Below are 17102 nucleotides of genomic sequence, written 5' to 3'. Positions count from 1 at the left end.
GTTTTGCAAGAGTATAGGATCAACGAAAAGATCACAGCAAGAGAGGTAAGGCTAATAGACGAGAATGGAAATCAAATAGGCATAGTACCAATAGAAGAAGCTCTTGAAGTGGCCAACAGAAAAGGCCTTGACCTTGTGGAGATAGCACCGCAGGCAAATCCACCGGTGTGTAAGATCTTAAATTACAGCAAGTTTAAGTACGAGATTCAAAAGAAAGAAAAAGAAGCTAAGAAAAAGCAAAAAGAATCTGCTATAAATGTAAAAGATATAAACCTTAAAGTCATGATAGACAATCACGACTTGGCTATCAAAATAAAGCAAATGAGAGAGTTTTTAGAAGATGGGGACAAAGTAAGGGTGCGTATAAGGTTTAGAGGAAGAGAAAACATATACCCAGAGCTTGGTAACAAACTTGTGGATAAAATTGTAAACGAGTTAGCGGATATTGGTGTTTTGGAAAAGCCTCCTGTACGAGAAAACGCATTTTTAACCTTTACGTTGCTTCCTAAGAAAAAATAAGTTATAATAATAAGCTTAAACTAAGTTTGGAGGTTTTTATGAAGGTAAAGATGAAGACGAATAGAACTATGGCAAAAAGGTTTAAACTCACCGCCAACGGCCACATTAAAAGGGCCAAAGCAAACGGAAGCCACTACAACACCAAAAAACCAAAAGATAGAAAAAGAAGACTAAAAAAGAAAACCCTTATCACAAATCCAAAAGTAGAGAGGAAGCTAAAACCACTTTTACAAAATATATGATATAGATAATGATCTTTGTTATCAAAATTGGTTCAAACGTCTTATCCACAGAGGGAGGGGATTTTGATATAAGCTTTATCTCCTCCATCGCCGAGGATATAAAAACTCTACAAAAAGAACATATCAAGTTTCTTATAGTATCCTCCGGGGCCGTCATGGCTGGAAAAAAAATCCTAAATATAAAAGGAGATTCTATCCTTTCAAGACAAATACTCGCCTCTGTTGGCCAATCGAGGCTTATGTCTTTGTACGACAACATATTTTCAAATTATAACCTTACTATAAGTCAAATACTTATAACCTCTGATATTTTTACAAATCAAAACATGTTTTCAAACGCCCAAAGGACGATAGAAGGACTCTTAGATCACAACATCATACCCATTATAAACGAAAACGACGCCATAGCCACCGAAGAGCTTATCTTTGGAGATAACGATTTTTTAAGCGTTTATGTATCTTATATATCAAAAGCCTCAAAACTTGTAATATTTTCAACTGCCGGCGGGCTTTATACAAAAGATGGCAAAACCCTCATAAGAGAAGTATCAGATTTTGAAGAGGCCTTCAAAGAGGTAAACCCCTCCAAAAGCACCTTTGGAAGCGGTGGCATGCTTAGCAAACTCCAAGCTTCCATGATGGCATCAAACATCGGTATAGAGGTTTTTATAACCTCTAAAAGCCAAAGACTTATAGATATATACACTGACAAAGCCATAGGCACAAAAATACCACCAAAACAAAACTCAAAACTAAAACCAAAAGATCTTATCAAATTGGCCCAGTATTCAAAAGGCATCATATACATAGATGAAGGGGCTAAAAAAGCACTTTTAAACAGAAAAGCACTCCTTGCCATAGGTATAAAAGGTTTTGATGGAGTTTTCAAAAAAGGGGATATAGTAAGTATATCAGACGAACAAGGTATTATGATAGGTAAAGGAAAAGTCCAGTACGATTCCAAAGAGCTAAAAAATATAATAGGTAAAAAAAACAAAGAAGTCATAAAAACAGACGATATCTATATCATACACATATAAAAAATTTTTTATATATTAGTTTTTATCTTAAAAGGAGGTTTTATTTGTGGAAAGCAAAAGCCTAAAGGATATAGCTAAGATAAAGGAGTCCACCGACGGCGTAAATATAGAAATAACAGAACATGTAGATGAAAACAAGATAGAAAACATGCTAAACGCTTGCAAAACAGGGCAATGTGATTGCATGAGCACTGATATGAAAAACAAAATAACGTCTATGTATCTTAAAAAAGAAGATGGCAAACTAAACATCGTAATAGTTGGCAACGTATCAAAAGAAGATATAAAAGCTTCTATGGAAATATGTGAGTGTTATGAAAATACCGAGTGTTCAAAATAAATGCTAAAAGAGATAGAAAGCGTTATCATTTTTCTTCTTACGATGTTCCTTGTTATAAAACAACCAAAAAATATACCCATTGGTATATCTGCTGTTGTTGGAGGGGTTTTGAGCTTTTTGCTTGGGATAGTAAATATAAACGATATATATGAGGTTATAAAACTCGTATGGGATGCAAGCTTGGCTTTTATAGGCATTATCTTCATATCGGTGGTGCTTGACAACATAGGATTTTTTGAGTGGATTTCGCTAAAAGCCATAGACAAAGCCAACGAAGATGGCATAAAGCTATATGTTTATATGCTTCTAATAGGAGCTTTGATATCTATATTTTTAGCCAACGACGGCGCTGCTTTGATGCTAACCCCTATCGTTTATTCTAAGATAAAGCATTTAAATCTTCAAGATGAACAAGCAAGAGCCTACATGGTAGGAGGAGGTTTTATATCTGATACTGCAAGTATTGGGCTTGTAATATCAAATTTAACAAACATCATCACAGCGGATTTTTTTCACATAAGCTTTTTAGAGTATGCCAAATCTATGCTTCTTGTAAATATTGTATCTATCGTAAGTTCCATAGCGGTTTTACTTATTTATTATAAAAATCATCTTCCTAAAAGCTACAAAAAAGAGATTTTAGAAGACAAAAACCCAGAAGAAGCCATAAAAGATAGATTTTTATTTTATTTGGCTTGGCCAATAGGTGCTTTAGCTATAGGGCTTTTGATGGTATCCCACATATACAACATCCCAACATCTTTTATAATCATATTTGCCGGGATTTTGATATCTATAGGAAGTTTAAAAAATAAAAAAGTAAATCTAAAACATATCATTTTCAAAGAAACCCCTTGGCAAATACTTATATTTTCAATAGGTATGTACGTGGTGGTGTTTGGTCTTCAAAAAGCGTTTTTGTATCAGATAATGCCTGGTGTAATAAGATTTTTTATAGAGGGTGGTAAATTTGTAGCAATTATGGGCGTAGGTGTGTTGTCAGGGGTTTTATCGGCTCTTATCAACAATCTTCCCACCGTTATGCTTATAAATCTAAATATAAAACTTGCAAACCCGGCTGATCATATGAGCCATATTTTAGCCTTGGCAAATCTAATAGGTACAGATATAGGTCCTAAGATGACACCTATTGGTTCTTTGGCAACACTTTTATGGCTTCACGTATTAAACAAAAAAGGTTTAAACATATCTTATGCTTATTATATGAAAGTTGGTATTATCCTTACAATACCGGTTTTGATACTTACGCTTCTTAGTCTTTATGTTTTTAGTTTATTTTAAAAGCTTATAAAACAACCCCCAAAATGGGGGCGTAAATAAATTTATCCGTTTGAAAGTGCTGCTATTAAATCTGGTGTAGAACCATCAAATACATATACGTTTGTATAGCCAAGAGCTTCCAGATAGCCCATAGCTCTATTGGCAAATTTTACAAGCTTACAAGTGGTTATAATTGGTGCTTCCTTATCCTTTGGAAGCTTATCAAGGTGTTTCATTAGCTCAGTAATTGGTATGTAGTAAGCATTTTTGATACTGGCTTCTTCTACATTTTTGCCTTCTACTTTGCCTACAGGTCTTACATCCAGTATGAGAGCTCCGTTTTGATAAAGCTCTTTTACCTTTTCAATGTCTATAAGCCCTAAGTTTGGCTTTTTCTTGTCTTGCTCAATGGCTTTTTCAATCTTGTCCACAAGCATTCCAAACATAAACGTACCTCCTTTTAGAGTTAGTTTTAATCAATAAAATATATTAATTTAGAATTATTTGAAAATGATATTTCATAGTTTAAATATAAATATTAGAATATTCTTATATAACAATTACTACGAAGTATTATAAGAAAATAAAAAACTAAAATCACAAACATTTCACTATAATGATAGTCAAGTATTTTGAAGGAGGTTTTTTCATGAAAAAGAGGCTTCTTGTTTTGGCGGTGTTTACAGGTTTAATTGGAGTATGGCAAACAGGCGCTTTTGCCACAAACGGCGATGATCTTATAGGCGTTACACCAAACTCAGAGGCAATGGGTGGCATAGGTGTTGGTATGCCTGTGGGTTCTGTGGACTCTGTCTTTAGAAACCCAGCTTGGATGAGCGTAGCAAGATCAAACAAAGTTCAGTTTGGCGGTATGCTTTTTATGCCAAGCGTAAAAGCTGAAAACAATAGTGCTTCTGCGGATAGCGACGCAAACCTCTTTTTAGTGCCAGAGGTAGGTATAGTAGATAAGATAAACGATAAACTTGTATTTGGTATAGGTGCTTTTGGTGTATCTGGTATGGGTACAGATTACACCAGTCAAAATCCGGATTATTTCTACAACATGAGAACAACGCTTCAATTTATGCGTATAATACCAGCTTTATCTTACCAGATAAACCCAATGATAAGCGTAGGTGCCGGTATAGATTTTGCCTACGGATCTCTTGATATGAACGCTACTATGCCAAATGACTGTGGGCTTGTTCCAACCCCTCAAGGTCCAGTTTTCAATTGTACCAGCGAAGCATCTTACGGTGGAGGTCAAAGTTCGGCACTTGGTATAGGCGGTCAGCTTGGTATAGCTTTTAACTTTGGGAATTTTGTATACGCTGGTTTAAACTACGAATCACCTATATCTATGACATATAGACATGTATTTGATTTTCAAGGAGCATCTATGGGTAAATTTAGCGGGAGTTTCCAAGACCTTAAGCTTGAACAACCCCAAGAGCTTGCCTTTGGTGTAGGTGTAGCACCCACTGACAAATGGAACGTAGGCGCTGATGTTAGATGGATAAACTGGTCAAATGCCGATGGCTACAAAGAGTTTGGTTGGGAAGACCAATGGGTATTTGCTCTTGGTACATCTTACAAAGTAACACCAAAACTCACACTAAGAGCTGGTTTTAACTATGCAAGAAGCCCTATAAGAAGCAATAGTTTCGGAACAAACATGAATCCGCCATCTACTTCTATAAGTGGGGGACAGTTTAATCAATATGATATAGACCTCTTCAATCTATACGGATTCCCAGCTATTACAGAAGAAGCGGTTACGGTTGGTGGAAGCTATCAGTTTACAAACACCTTTGGCGTATCGCTTGCTTATGAGCATGATTTCCAACATAGCGTAACAGATAGTGGACAGTGTTATAATGGTCAACCTCTTACATCTCAAGATCCTTACAGTCCATGCTCTATAGGTGCAAAAAATGCAGAAGATGCTCTAAGCGTAGCTCTTGAATGGAGATTTTGATATAAACTTTAAAGGAGGCCTTTGGCCTTCCTTTTATCCAAGATATATAACTCTATCAAAAAAGGGTTTTAGTTCTTCGTTGTGGGTAGCTACAATTATAGTTATATTTGATTCTTTGTTTAGGGATTTTAACAAAGAAAAAATTTTATGAGATTCTTTGTGATCAAGGTTTCCAGTGGGTTCATCAGCTATGAGGATTTTAGGTTCTCTTACAAGGGCTCTTGCTATAGCTACCCTTTGCTGTTCACCGCCGGAGAGTTCGTAAGGTTTGTAGTTTAGTCTGTGGTCCAATCTAAGAAAGCTAAGAAGCTCTATGGCTTTTTTCTTATCTCCAAACAAAGATACATTTTCAAGCACATCAAAATCTTCTAAAAGATAATAAAATTGAAATATAAAAGAAATGTATTTTTTCCTAAGCTTTGACACAGCTTTTTCGTTTAGTACTTTTCCGTCTTTTGCATACCAAACACCAAGTATATTTACATCACCAGAAGAAGGGGTTTCTATACCACCTATTATATGAAGGGTTGTAGATTTACCAGAACCAGAGGGTCCCATTATACCTACAAACTCACCTTTTTTTATAGAAAGGTTTAAGCCTTCAACTACAGGCTTATCTTTGTATATCTTTGATACGTTTTTTAGTTCTATCACGCCGTCAGTCATTTCTTAGTATCCTTACTATGTTTTCTTTTACAGCGTGATAAGAGGGTATAAAAGCTGCCACAAGGCTTAAAAATATCACCAACAAAAAGACCTCCATCACATCTTTAAAAGATATAGAAACTGGCACATAAGACATAAGGTATATGCTTTTTTGGACATGTATTAGTTTAAATTTGTTTATGAAAAACTCCAAAACAAAAGACACCAAAACACCCACCAAAAACCCACTAAGGCTGAGTAAAAGCCCTTGTATAAGTATTATAACCATGATAAAAGATTTTGGTTCTCCGTAAACTCTAAATATGGCTATATCTCTTAGCTTTTCTTTTACTTTTATAAAAAGAAGGCTTGTAATATTAAAAGATGCCACTACTATCATGAGAGTAAGTACAAAAAATATACCTCTTTCTTCGGTTTGAAGAGCTTCAAAAAGCGGTTTATTCATATCTATCCAAGTGGTTATAACAAATTTTTCTCCAATGAGCGGTTTTAGGCTTTTAGCAAAAGAAGGAGCATAAAAAGGATTTTTTAAATTTATCTCAACGACTCTTGTGGGCGGATTATTTACAAAAAGCTTGTCTGCAACACTGTTATCCATAAGCACGGTAGAATAATCTATATCAAATATACCACTGTTAAGAGTACCCACCACAGGCAAGTTTTGAACCTTTGGCATGTATCCAAAAGGCGTTTGTACACCCACAGGCGATATGATACTAACATAATCACCTTTTGACACCCCAAGCATAGCAGCCAAATCTTTACCTACTATCACACCTTTTTTATCCAAAGAACCTTTTATCTTGTTTGCAAAAAAACCCAAATTTTTAGTGTTGCCAAAATCCATAGCATCTATATTGACAGCACTTATATAAGAGCCCCTTTGAATAGCCCCGTGATATATCTTGAAATATGAAAACATCTTTATATCTTTTTTGTTTTTTTCTAAAATCCCCAAAACTTTAGGTATATCGGCCTTAGAATCATCTCCTACGTATGTAAGTATAATATTTGGCATAGACCCCAAAAGCTTAATTCTAAGATTGTCTTGAAATCCTTCAAAAACGCCGTTTGTAAGAAGTATCCCAGCGGTGCTTATCACAATCCCAAAAAACGATATCAAGCTTATAATAAATGTACTTCCTTTAAAACTGAGTAAATATCTTATCGCTATCTTTAATGCTTTAAATCTCACAAGATATAATTATATAGATTAAAAATGAAATTAGCATGTATAAGTTCACTACATCGTGAACACATAAACCGTTGTAGACTTGTAAACCGTGGTAAACTTGTGTTGAAACCCCACACGGCGTTTTTAATTTTTTAGTTAGGTTTTGTTGGGCTGTTTATACAGCAAGTTTCATCTAAACCGTGTGGGTTATGAACAAATCACTAACAGCCGCACTGGACTAAAACCCCCATAATTAGCCGTGGTATAATTACATTATGAAGCTTTTACCAATAGGCATACAAACCTTCAAAGATATCATAGAAGGCGGTTTTTACTATGTGGATAAAACACATTTTATACCAAAGCTAACTAGCAAATATTACTTTCTATCACGTCCAAGAAGGTTTGGTAAATCTCTTTTTCTTGATACATTAAAAGAAGCTTTTTCTGGCAACAAAGAATTATTTAAAGGGCTCTATCTATACGATAATTGGGATTGGAATAAGAAATATCCAGTGTTAAAAATAAGCCTTGGAAGAGGGGTAAATAGAAGCTCAGAAGATTTAATGATAAACTTAGAAGAGATATTTTTAAATATCCAACAAGATCACAACCTAAAACTTAGCTACAAAACACCAAGAGGTAAATTAGAAGAAACAATAAAGATATTATCAGACAGGCACAACCATCAGGTAGTAGTACTCATAGATGAGTACGACAAACCAATATTGGATGCGATAGAGAATATAGAAGTAGCAAGAGAAAATAGAGAAATATTGAAAGATTTTTATTCGGTGTTAAAAGATGCTGATCCCTATCTTAAACTTGTATTTCTTACAGGAGTATCAAGGTTTTCAAAGGTATCAATCTTTAGTGGATTAAACCAGCTAAACGATATTACCATAGACCCAAGCTTTGCCACTGTTTGCGGATATACCCAATCTGAGCTTGAAAGTGTGTTTGAAGACAGATTAAAGGATTTTGATAAAGAAAAGATAAAAGTCTGGTACAACGGCTACGCTTGGCTTGGAGAGAGTGTTTACAATCCTTTTGATATATTGCTTTTGTTTGATAAGAAAATGTTTAAACCTTACTGGTTTGAGACAGGGACACCTACATTCCTTATTAAGATGTTTATGAAAAACAGATACTACATCCCAGAGCTTGAAAACCTTGAAGTAGGAGAAGAGATATTATCAAACCTTGATGTGGATAATATAAGAATAGAAAATCTTTTGTTTCAATCAGGATATCTTACGATAAAAGAGTTTAAAACAAAAGGCAACAAAAACTTATACACACTATCTTTTCCAAACCTTGAAGTAAAAATGAGCTTTAACGACTTTTTCTTAGGCTATGTGATAGAAAATCTTTCTTTAAAAGATAAAACTGAAATAGGTCTAATAGAGGCTTTTGAGAATAGACAAGTAGAAAAATTAAAAGACATCTTACATAGATTTTTTGCAAGCATTCCACATGATTGGTATAGGAAAAACGATATAGATTCCTATGAAGGTTTTTATGCATCTATTGTATATGCACTTTTTAACGGAGCAGGGCTAAACGTAATAGCAGAAGACAACACCAACAAGGGGCAAATAGATTTAAGTGTACTAAGTGATGACAGCGTTTATATAATAGAGTTTAAAGTGGTAGAAGACAAAGAAGAAGGCGTTGCTTTAAAACAGATAAAAGAAAAAAAGTATTATGAGAAGTATATGGGCAAATATAATGAGATATACCTAATAGGGATAGAGTTTAGCAAGAAAGATAAAAACATTGTTGGCTTTGAGTGGGAGAAAGTATAATACTGAAATGCAATGTTGTCGCTCTAGTGTGCTAGGCCGTGGCATACTTGTAGCATTTCTTACATAATATCATGAGAGCGTAAATACAAAACTTATAATATTAAAACAAAAAAATATGGTAAAATATTTATTTAAAGTTTTAAACTTTGATTAATTTTAAGGAGGTATTATGAGCTCAAAACATTATCGTGCACAGAGGATGTACGAAAGTGTGGTGGTGTTTAAACCCACACTTACCGAGGATGAGTACAATACAAAGCTAAATGAAGTGAAAGACTTCATAGCCAAAAAAGGTGGAAATATTGTCCATGAAGAAGATTGGGGTACTAAAAATTTGGCCTATAAAATAAGTGGATTTGGGCATGGAAGATACCACTTCTTCAAAATATTTTCTACTAATCCACAACTACCAAACGACCTTGATTTTTACTACAAGATAAACGAAGATGTTATAAGATGGTTAAACATACTATCCAAAGAAACCAATGAGGAAAAAGTTTCTCAATAAATAGGAGATTTTATGATAAACAAAGTTATTTTGATAGGTAGACTGACAAAAGACCCAGAACTAAGGATACTTCCGTCTGGCAACAAGACAATTGATATATCCATAGCCTACAACAGAAGCTACAGAGTAAATAACGAGTGGAAAGAAGAAGCTCACTATTTTGATGTAAAAGCTTATGGAGCGTTGGCTGATAGGCTATCTACACAAATATCAAAAGGTTATATGATACTTGTAGAAGGAAGACTCGCTCAAGATAGGTGGACTTCTCAAGATGGTAAAAATATGTCTAAAGTAAGCATAGTAGCCGAAAGCGTTAAGATAATTTCAAGACCACAAGGAGCACAAAATAAACCTTCTACGCAAGAAGATTTGTCTTATGGCTTTTACAATGATGAAGATATAAACGGTATAGAAAATATTAGGTCTGACATAGAAAAAAGCTTAGAAGACGATGATGACGTACCATTTTAAAAACTTTAAAAAAGGAGTGTGAAGTATGATGGAAACTAAGATGAAAAAAGCTAAAGTTTGCAAGTTTTGCATGGAAAAAAGAGATCCAAACTACAAAAACTACAACGAACTAAGAGAGTTTATGTCTGAGCATGGCAAAATTCTTCCAAGAAGAATGACTTTCGTATGTGCCAAACATCAAAGAAAGCTAGCCAATGAAATAAAAAGGGCTAGACAGCTTGCTTTGCTACCTTACGTAGTAGTATAAGGAGGATATCATGAAGGTGATTCTTTTAGAAGAATTGGAAGGACGTGGAAGCTTTGGAGATATCATAACTGTAAGAGATGGTTTTGCCAACAACTACCTAATACCAAGGAAACTGGCATTGCCAGCCACAGAGGGCAACATAAAACATATCCAAAGCATACTTTCCCAAAAAGCCAGAAAACTTGAAAAAATAAGAGCTCAAGCTCAAGAGTTAGCCAAAAAGCTCGATGGTGCAGAAATAACCATTAGAAAACCGGTAGGTCAAAATGGTAAACTCTTTGGTGCTATAACCACTTCAGACATCGCCAAAGCTCTTAACGAAAAAGGCTTTAACGTAGACAAAAAGCAGATCATAATAAGTTCACCCATTAAAAACTTAGGTTTATATACCGTAAAAGTTAGACTACACAACGACATATACGCTAGTGTAAAAGTAAATGTTCAAGAAGAATCAAAATAAACATCCTTTGCTGGCTTTATGCCAGCTTCTTACAATAACAATATCATAGATTTTTATAAATACATAAGTTATCATTTACTTATGAATGTTTTTATACTTTTTATACATATAACATTTGCTTGCTTGTGGGTAGGTGGTATGCTATTTATGGTGTTTGTATCTTCTCCTTATATAAGAAGAACCCCTTTCAAAGATGAAGCTTTTCAAAACATAGGAAAAAGATTTAGCAACATAGGTACTCTAATAGGTCTTCCGACGCTTTTCATAACAGGTCTTTTAAACATGCATTTTTTATCAGTACCTTATACTTCATTACTCCATCCGGAGTCACTATATCAAAAAACGCTTCAAATTAAAATCCATACTTTCTTTTTGGTGGTGTTGATATCAATTCTTCATGATTTTTATTTTAGTCCAAAAGCCAAAAACTCTAAAAAATATGCAAAAATAACAAGAATACTAGGTATATTAAATTTAATTTTAAGTCTTGGTATAGTTTTTCTAGCAAGCGCTTTGAGATATAACATGTGATAAAATTGTTTTATGGAAAAAAATCATTCAATAGTGTCTTTGGCCTTTGGCATACTTTTAGTATATTGGCTTTTAGTAATAACAATAAATGCTATAAAAATAAAATTAGGAAATAAAGAAAAACTAATTCAAAAATACCTAACCGAGGATGAACATATAATAGTAGAAGGAGAGATGGTATACATAAAGGAAATCATCAAAGCCACATTGATAGGTGTAATCGGTCTTATAATAAGCATATTGGTATTAGTTGCCAAAGATATAAGCCTATTCTTCTTGGTATTTTTATACGCTTTAAGCTTTAGCTTATCTATGTTGATAAAGCCTTATGTTTTAAAGAAAACCACAAAGCTTTTTATCACAAACAAAAGACTCATTTTAGCTTATGGGACTTGGGGCAACAACGTAATCGATTATAGCCTTGATAAAATATCAAACATAGTGTTAAAACAAAGCCTTTTAGGTAGAATCTTTGGCTTTTCAAAAATTGCTATAATAAGCACATCTGGAGCAGAATTAAAAATCTGGAATAGAGAACTCGAATTAAAAAACGCTGAAGAGTTTATAAAAGCTTTTGTATCAATGAGAACGTAGTTTTATAAGATAAATTATACTCTAACATGCACGTTATTTTCTTTCAAATAAGCCTTTAACTCTGGTATAGATATTTCTTTAAAGTGAAATATAGAAGCCGCTAAGCAAGCGCTTGCTTCAGTTAGCTTAAAAGCTTCTAAGAAATGCTCTTTTCTACCAGCCCCACCAGAGGCTATAACTGGTATATTTACAGCTTTTGATATAAGATTTGTTAGTTTTATATCGTAGCCTGATCTTGTACCGTCTTTATCTATAGATGTTAGAAGAATCTCACCAGCCCCAAGAGATTCTACTTGTTTAGCCCATTCTATAGCGTTTAAATGTGTATTTACTCTACCACCGTTTATGTAAACATGCCAAGTATCATCTTCTGCATGTTTTGCGTCTATCGCCACCACTATGCACTGAGAGCCAAACTTTCTTGCACTCTCGTAGATAAGCTGAGGGTTTTTAACGGCAGCTGAGTTTATAGATACTTTATCGGCACCGGCTTCTAGAAGTTTTCTTATATCATCTAAGGTTCTTATCCCGCCTCCTATGGTAAAAGGGGTGAAGATATTTTGAGCTACTCTTTTTGCCAAATCTACCACCGTATCTCTATTTTCGTAAGAGGCTGTTATATCTAAAAACACTATTTCATCAGCTTTTTGCTCTTCATAAACAATTGCATTTTCCACTGGGTCCCCAGCATCTTTTAAATCTACAAAGTTTATACCTTTTACCACCCTACCATCTTTTATATCAAGACACGGTATAATCCTCTTAGCGAGCATTGTTTAACTCCTTATCTATATTTTTTGTTTCGTTATCTATTTTATTAGTCTCTTTGTTTATTTCTTGTATTATCTTAGGTAATATACTGTTTGGATTTTTTGAGCTAGGATTTGTTGAAGGCTTAGCAGGTGATGCAGTGCCCTGAGATGGTTGGGAATTGGGCTGTGCGAATTGTGATTGTGAGGAATTGTTGTTTAAAGGTTGCAAAGGACTTCCTGGGTTTTGAGGTTGATTTGGGTTTAAACTTTGAAGAACCGGCAAGGAAACGTTTTGACAAGTTGTTTCTGGTGCTGTACCTTTTACAAAAAGTATAGGCTCTCCGGGACAAGAAGGAGTAGCTCTTAAATGAGTTTTTGGGTCTATCTCCACATACTCTACCCCATCTGGTAAAGGAAACGGCTTTTCCGGATATATGCTTAGTGCTTCTTTCATATAGTTTATCCAAGTAGGAAGCGATGCTGCAGCACCAGCCATATTGTGACCTATTCTTTTTCTTATATCAAACCCAGTCCAAACACCAGTTACTACATCAGAGGAAAAGCCTTCAAACCAAGCATCGTCGTAATGGTTTGTAGTACCTGTCTTACCAGCTATATAAGGTCCCAACACATGGGCAGCATAGCCAGTCCCCACTTTTACCACGTATTCTAACATAGATATCAAGACCCTATCGTAAGGAGCTGGAAATACGTTGTAGCAAACTGGATGACCTATATATACCACTTGGTTTTGAGAGTTTACTATCTTTGTTATAAAATACGGTTCACAATAAGTTCCTAAGTTGGCAAAAGCTTGATACATGTTTGTAAGTTGAAGCGGAGTAACGCTTGTGCTACCAAGCACCATAGAATAATAAGGAGGAAGTTTTATACCCACCTTTGCTGCTAAAGATATCGGTAGATCAAAACCCACCTGGGCCAAAAGATTAACACTCGCAGTATTAACGCTGTAAGCCAAAGCCCTTCTCAAGGTAATTGTAGTAAAACTCTCTCCCTCATAATTTCTAGGTGTCCAAAATCCACCAGGGGCAGACGGATCTTTATAAGCATGAGGCGTAGCGTCTATCTCGGTTATCTGAGTATAGCCTTTCATCAAGGCTGATAGATAAACTATAGGTTTTATAGCAGAACCAGTCTGTCTTAAAGCATAAACTGCTCTATTGTAAGAAGAAAGCTGATAAGAGTACCCACCCACCAAAGCCAATATAGCACCGTTGTGCACGTTCATGCTAACCAAAGCCGATTGAAGCTGTGGTATTATCTTTGCATTAAATCCGTTATTGGGGCGTGGCATACTTGTAGATCGTGGCATACTTGTGGTGCGTGAAAGTTCTACCATTACGTACTCGCCAGCGTTTATACCGGGGAAAATTTTAGCTGTGACCTCTGTGCCGTTTATATCTATATTTGCCTGATTATTTTTTATGCTTTTAACAAAACCTATATAATACCTGGATTTCTTAAGATCTATTTTTTGAGCCTTAAATTTTGCTATAGTATCGGTAATAGACCAAGGTAGAACTGGATAATGTTCTAGTTTAGATATATACAATATTTGGTTTCTAACAGCATTTTCCGCTGCTTGCTGAAGCGTTTCATTTAAAGTGGTATAAATTTTTAATCCACCTTGATAAATAAGATCGGGAAAATTTCTATACATATAATCTTTTAAAAAACTAACGAAATAATCGCTATTGGTGATGGGGTTTGTATGTTTGTTTAAAACAATAGGTTTCTGAGAGGCTTTAAGGTACTCTTCTTTCGTAATATAGCCATCTTTATACATTCTATACAAAACGTAGTTTCTTCTCTGAAGAGCCAAGTTTGGATTTATATATGGATCATACTTTGTAGGAGCCCTAGGAAGCCCTGCCAAAAGAGCAGCTTCATCAAGGCTTAGTTGCCAAACGTGTTTTCCAAAGTAAGTTTCCGATGCAGCTTCTACACCAAAGGCACCATGCCCCAAATATATCTGGTTGAGATACATTTCAAGTATTTTGCTTTTGGGAAAAGTATGAGTTATCTCTATAGCAAGGATTGCTTCTTTTATCTTCCTTGATATTGTCTTCTTAGGGGTAAGGAAAAGGTTTTTCGCCAGTTGCTGGGTTATAGTGCTTCCGCCTTCTACAGCCTTTCCCTTTTCTAAATCTACTATTAAAGCCCTTATTATACTTGTTGGGTCTATTCCTATGTTGTGATAAAAAGTCTTATCTTCAGCAGAAACAAAAGCATCTTGAACTATTTTAGGTATTTTGTCTATTGTTACATAAATCCTATTCTGAGCTCCTATCGTACCTATAAGTTTACCGTTTGAGTCATACACCATTGACGCTTCCGGCGGATGCCAATTCTCTAAAGCTCTAACATCTGGAAGCCCAATACTTACGCTATAAACATATACTCCTAAAAGCACAAATACAACAACTATAAAAAAACCTAAAAAAGAAAGTATGTTTTTCATTTTGTCTTATTATAATCCTTTAATATGAAATAAGTAAAAAATTCTTCGTTTCCTTTGGTACCTTTTGGTCTTGCTTTTGTATATGCTAAAAGCTCAAAACCTATAGATTCAAAATGAGATATGACACTTTCAAGAGCAAGCATTTTAGCACTATCATCTTTTACTATTCCTTTTTTTAGATGCTTTGGAGAAAGCTCAAATTGAGGTTTTACAAGCATAAGAAGTTTTGTATAATAAGAGCAAAGATTTTTAATATACTCTCCTATCTTCTTAAGAGAGATAAAAGACACATCTACAGTAACAATATCAAAATCGATATCATCTGGCTTTTTAAAAACTCTTATGTCTGTATCTTCAAACAACATCACCCTTGGATCTTTTCTTAGCTTTTCATGCATTTGAAGATGCCCTACGTCTACAGCATAAACCAATTTTGCACCGTATTGAAGAAGACAATCCGTAAACCCACCCGTAGAAGATCCTATATCAAGGCATATTTTCTCAGACACATCCACATCAAACTCTTTTATGGCATTTTCGAGCTTATAGCCTGCTCTTGATACAAATTTTTCTTCTCCTAAAAGCTCAATACCATCTTCTTCTTGCACAAGGGTACCAGCTTTTAAAACAGCTTTACCATTTACAAAAACCCTTCCCTCCATTATAAAAGCTTGAGCTTTCTCACGAGAAGAAACCAAGCCCTTTTCCACCAACAATAGATCTAGTCTTTTTTTCACAAAAGCTCAGATAATTTAAACACAGAATAAAATTTAAAACCTTCCTTTTCTATATTTTCTTTGGCGCCTTCTTCTCTATCTACGATGGTAAATATACCTACCACGTTCAAAGAAGCGTTTTTGCAAACGTTTGCAGCTTTTAAAGAAGACCCACCTGTAGTAGATACATCTTCTAATATAGCCACATTTTTAACGTTTTCTAGCTTACCTTCTATTTGCTTACCCATGCCGTGATCTTTTGGCTCTTTTCTTACTACAAAAGGTTTTATAGGCCTGCCTTTTTCAAAGGATATAATTGAAACCGCATATGCCATAGGATCGGCTCCTAGCGTAAGTCCACCTGCAGCATCAACGTCAAAAGGTTTTAGCATATCATACAAAACGTTGCCAAGTATGTATATGCCTTCTGGATCAAAGGTAACTTGTTTTAAATCTATATAATACTTACTAAGCTTACCAGAAACTAGTTTAAACTTAGGTTCATCTGCTACCAAAAGAGAATATTTTTTTATAAGTTCTTTTAACTTAAGAAGATAATCTTGATTTTGCATATTCCATCAGCCCACCAGCTCTTAGTATAGCCATAAGCTCTTCTGGAAATTTAGTAGAAGAATAGGTTTTATTTTTTGTAACATTTTTTACTATACCATTTTCAAGGTCTATTTCAAAAATATCTCCATCTTCAGCTTCATCTACAGCTTCTTTGCACTCTACTATCGGAAGACCTATGTTTATTGCATTTCTAAAAAATATCCTTGCAAAGCTTTTAGCCACCACCACTGGTACACCAGCATACTTTATAGCTATAGGAGCATGTTCCCTAGAAGAGCCAGAACCAAAATTTTTACCAGCTACTATGATATCACCTTCTTGATGCTCTTTCGCAAAGTTTGGTTTTTCAGAGTCTTCCATTACGTGAGATGCAAGCTCCAAAGGATCTGATGTATTTAAATATCTTGCAGGTATAATCTGATCTGTATCTATATTGTCTTTAAACTTCCATATTCTACCTTTTATAATCATGCCACTTCTCCATGCTTTTTCATATATTCTACAACAATTAACTCCATTTCGTCTTTTAATTTAAGCCTTTCTTTTTTGAGAGCTTCTATTTGAAGTTCCAAATCATAAGTCATAGGATGGTGCTTTTCCATTTTCATTATTTCTTTGTCTAGTTCATCGTGTTTGTCCTTTAAATGCCTATAATGATGATCTTCTTTGTATAACTTTTCTTCAATAGCTTTTCTATCCATATTAAAACCTCCAGCTTGA

22 protein-coding genes are annotated in these 17102 nt (G+C 34.8%); 13 read left to right on the top strand and 9 right to left on the bottom strand.

Translation table 11 applies throughout. The features are described 5' to 3' along the window. Positions 1-3 precede the first annotated feature (3 nt). From infC to HYD3684_RS02250, 5 genes are read left to right on the top strand one after another with little or no spacing between them, the layout of a single operon-like run. Positions 4-519 (top strand): translation initiation factor IF-3, encoded by a 516-nt coding sequence (gene infC / locus HYD3684_RS02270; protein ID WP_015419075.1) that lies wholly within the window; start codon positions 4-6, stop codon positions 517-519. A gap of 38 nt (positions 520-557) precedes the next feature. Then, positions 558-761, top strand: a complete 204-nt coding sequence (rpmI, locus tag HYD3684_RS02265; protein ID WP_015419074.1) for a 50S ribosomal protein L35 — start codon at positions 558-560, stop codon at positions 759-761. A gap of 8 nt (positions 762-769) precedes the next feature. Next, on the top strand, positions 770-1801 hold the full coding sequence (proB, locus tag HYD3684_RS02260; RefSeq protein ID WP_015419073.1) for a glutamate 5-kinase: 1032 nt from the start codon (positions 770-772) through the stop codon (positions 1799-1801). 46 nt (positions 1802-1847) lie between these two features. Then, the gene (locus HYD3684_RS02255) at positions 1848-2141 is read left to right on the top strand and encodes a hypothetical protein (protein ID WP_015419072.1); all 294 of its coding nucleotides are present in this window, start codon (positions 1848-1850) and stop codon (positions 2139-2141) included. Continuing rightward, positions 2142-3443, top strand: a complete 1302-nt coding sequence (locus HYD3684_RS02250; RefSeq protein ID WP_015419071.1) for an arsenic transporter — start codon at positions 2142-2144, stop codon at positions 3441-3443. Between the two features lie 41 nt (positions 3444-3484). Here the strand turns inward: HYD3684_RS02250 and HYD3684_RS02245 are convergent, their stop codons facing one another. Further along, positions 3485-3868: a rhodanese-like domain-containing protein gene (locus HYD3684_RS02245; RefSeq protein ID WP_015419070.1), complete on the bottom strand. Its 384-nt coding sequence runs from the start codon at positions 3866-3868 to the stop codon at positions 3485-3487. Between the two features lie 203 nt (positions 3869-4071). On the opposite strand from HYD3684_RS02245, the gene HYD3684_RS02240 reads away from it, so the two are divergent. Further along, complete coding sequence (locus tag HYD3684_RS02240; protein WP_015419069.1) at positions 4072-5400, top strand: outer membrane protein transport protein; 1329 nt, start codon at positions 4072-4074, stop codon at positions 5398-5400. Between the two features lie 33 nt (positions 5401-5433). Here HYD3684_RS02240 and HYD3684_RS02235 read toward each other — a convergent pair whose 3' ends face one another. Both HYD3684_RS02235 and HYD3684_RS02230 read right to left on the bottom strand, forming a co-directional pair. Next, complete coding sequence (locus tag HYD3684_RS02235) at positions 5434-6066, bottom strand: ABC transporter ATP-binding protein (RefSeq protein ID WP_015419068.1); 633 nt, start codon at positions 6064-6066, stop codon at positions 5434-5436. After that, positions 6059-7261, bottom strand: a complete 1203-nt coding sequence (locus tag HYD3684_RS02230) for an FtsX-like permease family protein (RefSeq protein ID WP_015419067.1) — start codon at positions 7259-7261, stop codon at positions 6059-6061. The genes HYD3684_RS02235 and HYD3684_RS02230 overlap by 8 nt, the downstream gene beginning before the upstream one ends. A gap of 254 nt (positions 7262-7515) precedes the next feature. On the opposite strand from HYD3684_RS02230, the gene HYD3684_RS02225 reads away from it, so the two are divergent. The 7 genes from HYD3684_RS02225 (at position 7516) to HYD3684_RS02195 (ending at position 11859) form a co-directional block, all read left to right on the top strand. Continuing rightward, positions 7516-9048: an ATP-binding protein gene (locus tag HYD3684_RS02225; protein WP_015471340.1), complete on the top strand. Its 1533-nt coding sequence runs from the start codon at positions 7516-7518 to the stop codon at positions 9046-9048. 169 nt (positions 9049-9217) lie between these two features. Further along, positions 9218-9556 carry a 30S ribosomal protein S6 gene (gene rpsF / locus HYD3684_RS02220; RefSeq protein ID WP_015419065.1) on the top strand — a complete coding sequence of 113 codons (339 nt, stop codon included), beginning with the start codon at positions 9218-9220 and terminating at the stop codon, positions 9554-9556. Between the two features lie 12 nt (positions 9557-9568). Further along, a complete protein-coding gene (ssb, locus tag HYD3684_RS02215; protein ID WP_015419064.1) occupies positions 9569-10027 on the top strand; it encodes a single-stranded DNA-binding protein in 459 nt (152 codons plus the stop codon). Positions 10028-10052: 25 nt separating this feature from the next. After that, positions 10053-10274, top strand: coding sequence for a 30S ribosomal protein S18 (rpsR, locus tag HYD3684_RS02210; RefSeq protein ID WP_012513495.1), 222 nt, complete (start codon positions 10053-10055; stop codon positions 10272-10274). Between the two features lie 10 nt (positions 10275-10284). Continuing rightward, complete coding sequence (rplI, locus tag HYD3684_RS02205) at positions 10285-10734, top strand: 50S ribosomal protein L9 (RefSeq protein WP_015419063.1); 450 nt, start codon at positions 10285-10287, stop codon at positions 10732-10734. An 81-nt stretch (positions 10735-10815) separates the two neighbouring features. Continuing rightward, positions 10816-11265, top strand: coding sequence for a CopD family protein (locus HYD3684_RS02200; protein ID WP_237698623.1), 450 nt, complete (start codon positions 10816-10818; stop codon positions 11263-11265). 12 nt (positions 11266-11277) lie between these two features. Beyond that, a complete protein-coding gene (locus HYD3684_RS02195) occupies positions 11278-11859 on the top strand; it encodes a PH domain-containing protein (RefSeq protein WP_015419061.1) in 582 nt (193 codons plus the stop codon). Between the two features lie 14 nt (positions 11860-11873). On the opposite strand, the gene hisF is transcribed toward HYD3684_RS02195, so the two are convergent. From hisF to HYD3684_RS02165, 6 genes are read right to left on the bottom strand one after another with little or no spacing between them, the layout of a single operon-like run. Continuing rightward, a complete protein-coding gene (gene hisF / locus HYD3684_RS02190; protein WP_015419060.1) occupies positions 11874-12632 on the bottom strand; it encodes an imidazole glycerol phosphate synthase subunit HisF in 759 nt (252 codons plus the stop codon). Continuing rightward, positions 12622-15093: a PBP1A family penicillin-binding protein gene (locus tag HYD3684_RS02185; protein ID WP_015419059.1), complete on the bottom strand. Its 2472-nt coding sequence runs from the start codon at positions 15091-15093 to the stop codon at positions 12622-12624. The genes hisF and HYD3684_RS02185 overlap by 11 nt, the downstream gene beginning before the upstream one ends. After that, positions 15090-15830 carry a TlyA family RNA methyltransferase gene (locus tag HYD3684_RS02180; RefSeq protein ID WP_015419058.1) on the bottom strand — a complete coding sequence of 247 codons (741 nt, stop codon included), beginning with the start codon at positions 15828-15830 and terminating at the stop codon, positions 15090-15092. Before HYD3684_RS02180 ends, HYD3684_RS02185 begins: the two co-directional genes overlap by 4 nt. Further along, positions 15827-16381: an orotate phosphoribosyltransferase gene (gene pyrE, locus HYD3684_RS02175; RefSeq protein WP_015419057.1), complete on the bottom strand. Its 555-nt coding sequence runs from the start codon at positions 16379-16381 to the stop codon at positions 15827-15829. Before pyrE ends, HYD3684_RS02180 begins: the two co-directional genes overlap by 4 nt. Continuing rightward, positions 16356-16853 carry a 3-isopropylmalate dehydratase small subunit gene (leuD, locus tag HYD3684_RS02170; RefSeq protein WP_015419056.1) on the bottom strand — a complete coding sequence of 166 codons (498 nt, stop codon included), beginning with the start codon at positions 16851-16853 and terminating at the stop codon, positions 16356-16358. Before leuD ends, pyrE begins: the two co-directional genes overlap by 26 nt. Beyond that, entirely contained in the window at positions 16850-17083 is a 234-nt protein-coding gene (locus tag HYD3684_RS02165) for a YdcH family protein (RefSeq protein WP_015419055.1), read from the bottom strand. The genes leuD and HYD3684_RS02165 overlap by 4 nt, the downstream gene beginning before the upstream one ends. Positions 17084-17102 lie beyond the last annotated feature (19 nt).

Origin of the sequence: Hydrogenobaculum sp. 3684, assembly GCF_000213785.1 — a bacterium.
GTDB lineage: Bacteria > Aquificota > Aquificia > Aquificales > Aquificaceae > Hydrogenobaculum.
This window is presented reverse-complemented; position numbering and strand designations above follow the sequence as displayed.